Source organism: Clostridium sp. AM49-4BH (genome assembly GCF_003478335.1).
GTDB lineage: Bacteria > Bacillota > Clostridia > Lachnospirales > Lachnospiraceae > Butyribacter.
In genome coordinates, this window is the sequence record NZ_QUFB01000003.1 from 103840 (window position 1) to 113449 (window position 9610).

The following is a 9610-nucleotide window of genomic DNA, read 5'->3' on the forward strand; positions in this document are numbered from 1 at the left end:
CCGCCTTATATATATCCTAAACATTGTGCGTTGGTACCATAAAAAATATCATCGCGTCCACCAAGCATTTTGCAGAATTCTTCTATTCGCTCCCAATTGTTGTTTACATCAAACTCATAGCTATGTCCCCACACATAAAACAACATTGGTTCCTCTGGTTTTGCAGCCAAAAACTGTTCTGCCAGCTCAAACAACTTATCATCGTTATGATGACAGGTTGCATTAAGCCTCAGCGGATCCTGTGGCAACGTAAAACTATGTGTACTCTCTACCGTCCTTCCGTAACGAATACCAATATCTTTCAAATACGAAACGACCGGATCCGGTACATCACCATAAGCGTAAGCCATGCCAACCGGATATTTTCCATATAGTTTCTCAATGTTACGGGCATCCTGCAAATATTCCTGCGAATAATCTTCCGGTTTGATACCGGAGGGCGATGCATGTGTCAAGCCGTGCAAAGCGATCTCATGTCCCTCATATAATTTTGCCAGTCCCTCCTGCTCCATGCGGGCGATCTTTATCCCCTCGATCTCAAAATTACTCTCTGGAGACTGAATTCCCGTATTCAGATTAAAGGTTGCTTTCATACCATATTTATTAAATATCTCCACCAAGCGCTCATCCTGATAAATACCATCATCATAACTAAACGTTAACATTTTCTTACACATACTCATCCGTCCTTCCTTGTGCTTTATTCTTTCCTCTATTTATTTCCAAAGTGCGATCAATGTCCGGAACAGCTTCTGCGGATCGATCGGTTTGACCAGATGTGCATTCATTTCTACCGCCTTACTGCGCTGCACATCTACATCAAATACGTTGGCTGTCAGTGCTATGATCGGGATTAATCTTGCATCCGGCCGCTCCAGCATACGTATCTTCTTACTTGCTTCAATACCATCCATGACCGGCATCTGTATATCCATTAGGATTGCATCATAGCTATATGGAGCACTTGCTGCATACAACTCAACCGCCTCTTTGCCGTTTTTGGCCCGTTCCACCTGTATTTGCTTGCTCTCCAGCAATCTGGTCACGATCTTGGCGTTTAAGTCATGATCTTCAACAAGCAGTATTCGATGATCCCAAAGCAATTCCTCTTGTATTGCACATTTTTCTGCCGATTGTTCCTCCTCTGCTTCTTCCGCAAGCTGAAATGGCATCGTTACAAAAAACTCTGTTCCCACACCCAGTTTACTGGAGCATCGTATTGTTCCACCCATCAGTTCAACCAGGTTCTTTACGATTGATAACCCTAGTCCCGTTCCAATGTTAAAGGTATTGGTATCATTTTCTTCCTGTGCAAAGATTTCAAACATATGCTCTTGAAATTCCTCACTCATTCCGGTTCCTGTATCCTTAACTTGAATAGTCACTAAGTATTTGTCGCCAATGATTTCACGCTCTATTGCACGAAAATATACCGTACCACCGGGTGGTGTAAACTTGATCGCATTTGACAGCAGGTTGCTAAATATTCGCTGTATACGCACCGGATCTGCATACACGGTATGAATATTTTCACCCGGTTCAAATACAAGATTGATTCCTTTGTCGGCACATGTAACTCCAAATATCTGCCGCATATCCTGTATGATATGCTGGATATCGATCTTCTTGAGATGCAATTCCAGTTTACCGGATGCCAACCGGTTGGTATCCAAAATGTCGTTAACCAGATTCAGCATAAAATGACCGGAAGATATAATGTCGTCCAAATATTCCTGTACCATATCCGGAACTTCATCTCCGAAAAGCTTCGCAAGCTCTGCCGCCCCAATAATTCCATTCAGAGGAGTTCTGAGATCATGACTCATGCTTGACAGGAACTCATCTCTGGCATGACTGGCACGATTGGCAATTTCCAATGCCCGCTGCAACTCTGCATTTTGCTTTTCCTGTTCGGACATGATATCTGTAACATCTCTCTGCACCATCACAATGACGCTCTCATCATTTTCCAAAAAGAAAGCAAAAATACGCTTAGTACGTACACCAAGTTCCTCATCCTGTGCGTGATACATAAAATCCCAACTGAGTCCGTGTTGGATCCGGGCATGTATTACTTCCCACGACATCTGCGCATTGATGATTTCTCTTTCCTCCGGAATGACCAGATCGATCAACTGTTCTTGCAGTTTCTCCACCTTTTTCTTACCCTCAAACGAAGCATCTACCTGATAACATTCATACCGAGTAAAGATCTGACTGTCATTCGCTGCCGTATTCCAATATGCGATGAAGTCGATCATTGAATCAACTACCTGCCCACGAACAAGTTCTTTTATGACATTACGATCTACATCCTGCAGCGATACAAAGCCATATATATCTTCCCCCTCGCGTGCCGTCATATCTAAAACAATCTTCATCCACAGCGTTTTTCCCGAAAGACGTTTACTACGAAAGGTATAGGATACCTGCCTCTGCCCGCTTTCAAATAAGTGGATCAGATTATTTCGATGAAAAATACGGGTAAATTCCTTTTTTTGCTCCTCATCGGTAATATGGTCGATCATAACACCAAACGGATCATTCTCCCTCTCATGAATCAATACATATTCTCCGGCATAGTCTAATACTTTCCATGCTGTAATATTGATTCGTATAACCGATGTCATATTATTAAAAAGGAGTTGATGATACATATTCTCCTGACTAAAACGCTTTTCCTCTTCCTTTTCTTTCGTAATGTCTAATGCCGTAGCTGCGATCATCGTCGGTGCTCCCTGCTCATTACGATCTGCAACCGTATAGTTTTGCTTAGACCATATCCAGTCACCTCGCATCGGACGTCGTATTTCCATCTCTAGGGAGATCGAATCCTGCTTGCCCGTCATAAGCAGCTGCTCCAACCGGATCAATTCCGCCCGACCGGACTCGGTCATCAATCTACGTGGTTTTCCTGCATTTCGCTGTGCTACCGCAGGCACTCCAAAATCTTGCTGCATTTTAGAGTTATAAGTGATCGTATTGGCATCAATATCATACAAAGCATAATAAACACCACACTGATCCATCGCTGTCCGCATCGTTTTAATGTTGTGCTGCAGCTTTTCTTTCATGCGCATACGTGATGTCACATCTTGATATAATGCATAAACGATCGTTTCACCATCCGACCGATACTGAAACTGAAAATTAGCCTGAAACCAGACATACTGTTTCAACTTCCGTCTATAAAACCGTGCCTTGATTTCTAATGTATCCCTTTTATCAATAATTGCCTGGTCAAAACTGCTGTAAAGGTTCTCTCTATCATCCGGATGTATCTGCAGCAGCTCTTTACAAGTACTGGTCTGAACATCTTCTTCTGTCACCCCAAGTATGTCACGCATTTTAGCGTTGAGCGCTACCGTACGCAGACATTCCCCATCATGTCTAAATATTCCGATACAGCCCGGCATCCACTCAAACAACTCGCCCTTCCAATCTATCATAAATGTTTCTATCCTCCTCCCTGACATCTTCTCTTTATTATACCTGTACTTTTCGTTATCGCCAACCTATTCCCCCATAATTTTCTATGAAAATCAAAAAAGCAAAGCCAGCACTTTGCTTTACAAGAATTGCTATAGCAATTCTTGGCATTATCACACTACGCAACAGCATTTTCCTACTAAATCAAAAAAGCAAAGCCCCTCTTCCCTGTCATCATAGATCCATAACAGGAAAATGGGGATTTGCCTTTGTTGTATAACTTCGAATTGCTCTATTTACGTCAATTACAGTCTCTTTAAGAGTTCTTCTCTCTCTGCCTCATAGCCTGGCTTACCAAGCAATGCGAACATATTTCTCTTATAGCTCTCAACACCCGGCTGGTTAAATGGATTTACACCAAGGATATATCCACTTACACCGCAGGCGAACTCATAGAAGTAGAATAACTGACCCAAATAATATTCATTCTGTGCCGGAACCTTTACGCTCAAGTTTGGTACACCGCCATCAACGTGTGCCAACTGTGTTCCCTTCATCGCACTCTTGTTGATGAAGTCAAGGTTCTTGCCAGCCAAATAATTTAATCCATCAAGATCAACCGGCTCTTCCTGAATCGTTACATCTAATGTCGGCTCTTCTAATTCCATAACTGTCTCAAACATAATACGGCTTCCGTCCTGAATGAACTGTCCCATGGAATGCAGATCTGTTGTCAAATCAACTGCTGCCGGGAAAATACCTTTCTGATCTTTACCTTCGCTCTCTCCGTAAAGCTGTTTCCACCACTCAGCTACATAGTGGAATGCAGGCTCATAGTTGCAAAGGATCTCCACAGATTTCCCCTTGCGTAATAAGATATTACGGATCGCAGCATACTTCATAGAATCATTGTCTGCGAAATCTTTGTCCAAGCAAAGTTCACGCATGGATGCTGCACCTTCCATCAACTTAGCAATGTCTGCACCACTAACAGCAATTGGAAGTAAACCAACTGCGGTAAGTACGGAGAAACGTCCTCCGACATCATCCGGTACAACAAAGCTCTCATAACCTTCTTCTGTAGCAAGGTTCTTCAACGCACCTTTCTGCTTGTCCGTTGTTGCATATATTCTCTTAGCAGCTTCCTCTTTACCATATTTCTTCTCTAACATTTCCTTGAAAATACGGAATGCAACAGCAGGCTCCGTCGTAGTACCGGACTTGCTGATAATATTTACGGAAAAGTCACGATCACCGATCACGTCGATCAACTGTGACAGATATGTGCCGCTCAAATTGTTACCACAGTAATAAATCTCTGGTGTTTTACGAATTTCTTTGGACACATTGTTATAAAATCCATGTCTCAAGAACTCAATTGCTGCTCTTGCTCCCAAATAAGAACCGCCGATACCGATTACCAAAAGCACTTCTGAATCAGACTGAATCTTCTCAGCAGCTTTCTGGATACGTGCGAATTCTTCCTTATCATAATCAATCGGAAGGTCAATCCATCCTAAGAAATCACTTCCTGCTCCTTCTTTGCTAAGTAATAACTCTTTTGCGTCGTTTGTAATTTTCTCCATTGATTTGATCTCGTCTGCAGAAATTACGTTCTCTGTCAGAGAGTAATCAAAAGTAACCTTGTTTGCCATGGTTTCCTCCTATCCTTCCTTGTTGCAGTCTCTATACTCGGTCTATCCTTTGCGGGATTCCTCAGCCACAAAGCATGAATCCCGGTTGGTTGTATTCAACCTTATATATTCTAATCAATTCCTGCCTGTAAATCAAGTGTTAATTTCTTTCCTGTTCCAGATTTCCAAACTTCGTCAAGTTCGCTAACCATGCCAGTTTCACCGATCCTGTCGGGCCACTACGCTGTTTTGCGATAATGACCTCTGCCACACCTTTTTCCTCGCTGTCCGGGTTATAATATTCGTCACGATACAAAAACATAACCATATCGGCATCCTGCTCGATTGCTCCGGACTCACGCAGATCAGAAAGCATCGGTTTCTTGTCCGGACGCTGCTCAACTGCACGTGATAACTGTGATAAAGCGATCACCGGAACGTTTAATTCTCGCGCCATAACTTTGAGAGAACGGGAGATTTCCGAAATTTCCTGCTGTCTGTTCTCGCCTTTGCGCTTTCCACTGCCCGACATCAACTGCAGGTAATCGATAATAACCAGATCTAATCCCTGCTCGATCTTTAACTTACGGCATTTGGAACGAAGCTCTGTCGCCGTGATTCCTGATGTGTCGTCAATCACAAGATGCGAATTACCAATCCGCCGGACACTGCCCACCAGTCTGTCCCAGTCCTCGTCTTCCAGATTACCGGTTCTTATCTTTTGGGAGTCAACATGAGAATTCATCGAAAGCATTCGTTTCACAAGCTGCTCCTTACTCATTTCCAAGCTAAACATCGCAATCGTACTCTCGCTATGCAATGCAATATATTCTGCCAGGTTCAGTACAAACGCCGTCTTACCCATAGCCGGACGTGCTGCGATCAAAATCAGATCGGACTTTTGCAGACCCGCTGTCTTGTAATCCAAATCCCGAAATCCGGTCTCCAATCCGGTAATATGCCCTTTCTGTTTCGCCGCCTGCTCAATACTATCTAAGGTACGCAAAACAACATCTCGAATCGGTTCAAACTCACTGCCGGTACGCTGCTGCATCACCTGAAAGATATTTTTTTCAGTCGCATCCAAAATATCTTCTAACGGTTCTTTGTCCATATAACAAGTACTGGCAATCCTCTCAGCTGTCTGTATCAGCCTTCTAAGCATCGCTTTTTCTTTGACAATTGTGGCATAATACTTCACATTTGCAGAAATCGGCACACTATTTAGCAAACTGCCAATATATTCGACACTGCACAATTCCGGCGGAGCTTCTTTTTCACGAAGCTTGTTTTGCAGAGTGATCAGATCTGTACCAATTCCACCGCGAAACAGATCGAGCAATGCCTCAAAAAGTATGCCATATTGTCCCTGATAGAAATCTTCTGCTGTCAGCATCTCTGAACATACCAAAATGGCATCCCGGTCCATGATCATCGAGCCGATCACCGCTCTCTCCGCCTCAATATTATGCGGCGGAATCCGTTTGATCACTGCTTCTTCCATCTACGTTTCTCCTTTTGTGCGATTATACCTCTTTGACGATTACCTTTAACTCGCCCGTTACCTTAGGATGCAATTTGATCGGAAGTGTAAAGATGCCCGGACTTTTGATCGGATCCTGCAGCACCATCTTCTTTTTGTCCAATTCATACCCAAGCTGCTCTTTAGCTGCAGCTGCCAATTCTTTGGTCGATACCGACCCAAAGCTTCTTCCACCGGAGCCGGTCCTAATGGATACGGTGATCGATTTTTCTTTCATCTCCTCCGCAAATGCTTTCGCTGCCTCTAATTTTTCCTTTGCCAGCTTCGCCTCATGCTGTTTCTGCAATTTCAGGTCATTTTTATTCTTTGCGGTAGCCTCTATACCAAGATTTTTCTTCAACAAGAAATTTCTTGCGTATCCTTCATTAACTTTAACCAGTTCACCCTTTTTCCCCAATGATTTTACATCTTCTAATAAAATTACTTCCATGTCTTTATCCCCCGTTTCCGTCTATTTGCCAAAAATGTCAACACCACTATATATGCCTCTGTCCGCATCTCATTGCCAATTTTCGCAGCTAAGCCGGATTTCTATTGCCGATCATCGCGGCTAGTCTGCATCTCCATTAGCGATCATTGCATCGATCAATGCACGGATCTGTGCTTTTGCACTCTCCACATCCAGTCCCGGAATCTGTGCACCGGCCATATTAATATGACCTCCGCCGCCGAGTTTTTCCATCATTAGCTGCACATTCAGCTCATCGATAGACCTTGCGCTTACATACACTTTGCCGTTGTATTTTGTCAATACAAATGATGCCTTTACCTGTTCGATATTCAACAGGGAATTGGCAATCTTTGCACCAAGCACTGTCGGTGTCTCCACCCCACGAGACTCACTTTCTGTGATCGCATAGTGGTCCAGATACAATTCCGTATTCTGAATGGCCTCTGCTTGTATTTTGTACTCATTGATATCCTCACGAAACATCTTGCGGATACGCACAGAATCAGCACCATTCCGTTTCAGATAGGCCATTGCCTCGAACGTGCGCACACCTGTCTTGTCCGTGAAATAATTCGTATCGATCATTACACCGGCATACAACGCTTCTGCCTCGGCTGCACGCAGCTTCAATCCGCCGCCAATATACTGACAGATCTCTGCCACCATTTCACTCGCTGACGATGCATATGGTTCAATATAAAACAATACGGCTTTTGCAATCGCATCACCGGCCTGTCTGTGATGATCAATCACCACAATAGACTGCGCCAATTCAATAAGCTCCGGACACTCTGTATGTTCTCCCTTGTTGACATCGACAATAACTAACAACGTAGTCTCATCCACAAGCCTGACCGCCTCTTCGCCACTTACGAGCATATCGTCATCATAATCGTTTGTATAAAAGCGTTCTTTTAACGGGCGTACCGAAGCATTCACCTCATCAACAACAATATGTGCCTTGCGGTTTAATGCCTTAGCAATACGGTAAATGCCGACCGAAGCTCCAAACGAATCCGCGTCTCCGATGGAATGCCCCATGACGACAACACGCTCTTTTCCTTCGATCAACTCTCGCAAAGCATGCGCTTTGACACGAGCCTTAACGCGGGTATTGCGCTCGATCTGAACACGTTTGCCCCCATAGAATTGTTCCTGATCACCGTTTTTGATCACCGCCTGATCACCGCCACGTCCAAGCGCAAGATCAATAGCTGCACGCGCCCATTCATAGCGTTCGTTAAATGTTCCCTTACCGACACCGATACCGATCGAGATCGTTGCTGTCTGCTCATTTCCAATATTGATATTTCGTATCTCTTCCAAAACAGAAAAACGATCATTCATCAATTCCTGTAAATATTTCTGCTTAAAGACAAACAGGAATTTGTCCTTTTCTATTTTTTTACATATAGCATCGATCGCCTGCATTGTTTTATTGATCTTACGGTCGATCAGTGCCGTCATCAGAGACTGGCGTACTTCATCAATACTGTCTAACATCTCATCAAAATTATCGATGTAAAGAAGACCTACGATAAGATTCTCTTCCTCTCGCCGCTCTTCCAATTCGATCATTTCCGTCTCATCATACAGAAACATTGCGATCAACTGCTTTGTTTCCAACAGCTGATCCATTGGCATGATCTGATCATCCACGTTGAATCCATCATCTGACACTAACGAAAGTACCGCCCGATAATATTTATCTCCAGCGTGTATGTGTATTACTTTCCTGCCGCCGTCCACCGGAAGACTATTCTCCGAAATCTCCGGAAATACATTGGCAATATTGCGTCTGGCTGCTTTTTTATTGACTGCTACGCGTACAAACTCATCATTGCCCCAAAGCAGTTGCCCCTCTTCGCTCAATACCGCAAATGGAACACTGAGTTCTTTCATCGTCTGCATCTGCATCTGACCATACGTGCTGGCAAAATGGATCAAATCTCGCCGCATCTTCTTGTGACCGCCGTAGCGAATGATCAATGCACATAAAAAGAATGCAAGAAAATAGCACGTTCCTATGATACCTGCTTTACGGTCTGCAATATATAGTTGCATCACCATAGGCAATAAGAGAATGCTCAACCACAATGGCCAGCCAAGATGAAGCCGCAGTCTACCTCGCAGCTTGAAACCTCTTTTCATATATCTCCTTTCTTGCCGCAAATGATCTTGTCATTCTAGGCAAAACGAAACATTTCCCTAATTTATATAGTATACCATCATATGCCACGATACGTCAAATTGCCCCATAAAGACCAAAGCCGGCGTTTTCCGGTTTTTTATTAAATCACCCAAACTTTTCCCATACCGGAAGTTATTATCCGAACCACATATTGCTTATTATGTCAATGATTATATTGCGTTTTGCAGTCACCAAAGAGTGATTTCTGCCATCCGAGAACTATAGTATTTGCCTTGTCGCATTCTCGTTTTTGGTGATTTCTAAATTTTGTTGTCTCTGATGATTGATTTACATGCCCTTCGGAAACTCGAAGTCCCGGAAGCAAGGTATTCATCATTTTTGAAAGGGACTTTGCGCTCGTC

Annotated in this window: 7 protein-coding genes; all 7 read right to left on the reverse strand. The window is 43.5% G+C overall.

Annotated elements, in window-relative coordinates; genetic code table 11:
* Nucleotides 1-5: 5 nt before the first annotated feature.
* Complete coding sequence (locus tag DW981_RS01785; RefSeq protein WP_022024564.1) at nucleotides 6-677, reverse strand: polysaccharide deacetylase family protein; 672 nt, start codon at nucleotides 675-677, stop codon at nucleotides 6-8.
* A 39-nt stretch (nucleotides 678-716) separates the two neighbouring features.
* Nucleotides 717-3449: a PAS domain-containing hybrid sensor histidine kinase/response regulator gene (locus DW981_RS01790; RefSeq protein ID WP_022024563.1), complete on the reverse strand. Its 2733-nt coding sequence runs from the start codon at nucleotides 3447-3449 to the stop codon at nucleotides 717-719.
* Between the two features lie 285 nt (nucleotides 3450-3734).
* Nucleotides 3735-5084: a glucose-6-phosphate isomerase gene (locus DW981_RS01795; RefSeq protein ID WP_022024562.1), complete on the reverse strand. Its 1350-nt coding sequence runs from the start codon at nucleotides 5082-5084 to the stop codon at nucleotides 3735-3737.
* 139 nt (nucleotides 5085-5223) lie between these two features.
* The gene (dnaB, locus tag DW981_RS01800; RefSeq protein ID WP_118506564.1) at nucleotides 5224-6567 is read right to left on the reverse strand and encodes a replicative DNA helicase; all 1344 of its coding nucleotides are present in this window, start codon (nucleotides 6565-6567) and stop codon (nucleotides 5224-5226) included.
* A gap of 22 nt (nucleotides 6568-6589) precedes the next feature.
* A complete protein-coding gene (gene rplI, locus DW981_RS01805; RefSeq protein WP_022024559.1) occupies nucleotides 6590-7036 on the reverse strand; it encodes a 50S ribosomal protein L9 in 447 nt (148 codons plus the stop codon).
* 120 nt (nucleotides 7037-7156) lie between these two features.
* Nucleotides 7157-9208: a DHH family phosphoesterase gene (locus DW981_RS01810; RefSeq protein ID WP_118506565.1), complete on the reverse strand. Its 2052-nt coding sequence runs from the start codon at nucleotides 9206-9208 to the stop codon at nucleotides 7157-7159.
* Between the two features lie 203 nt (nucleotides 9209-9411).
* Nucleotides 9412-9610, reverse strand: a 199-nt coding sequence (locus tag DW981_RS15320) for a hypothetical protein (protein WP_207663977.1), incomplete at its 5' end; no start/stop codon positions are given.

What these genes read in the sequence shown, in the direction of transcription:
- DW981_RS01795 (WP_022024562.1), bottom strand. Translation starts at nt 5,084, where the DNA reads ATGGCAAACAAGGTTACTTTTGATTACTCTCTGACAGAGAACGTAATT.
- DW981_RS01785 (WP_022024564.1), bottom strand. Translation starts at nt 677, where the DNA reads ATGTGTAAGAAAATGTTAACGTTTAGTTATGATGATGGTATTTATCAG.
- rplI (WP_022024559.1), bottom strand. Translation starts at nt 7,036, where the DNA reads ATGGAAGTAATTTTATTAGAAGATGTAAAATCATTGGGGAAAAAGGGT.
- DW981_RS01810 (WP_118506565.1), bottom strand. Translation starts at nt 9,208, where the DNA reads ATGAAAAGAGGTTTCAAGCTGCGAGGTAGACTGCGGCTTCATCTTGGC.
- DW981_RS01790 (WP_022024563.1), bottom strand. Translation starts at nt 3,449, where the DNA reads ATGATAGATTGGAAGGGCGAGTTGTTTGAGTGGATGCCGGGCTGTATC.
- dnaB (WP_118506564.1), bottom strand. Translation starts at nt 6,567, where the DNA reads ATGGAAGAAGCAGTGATCAAACGGATTCCGCCGCATAATATTGAGGCG.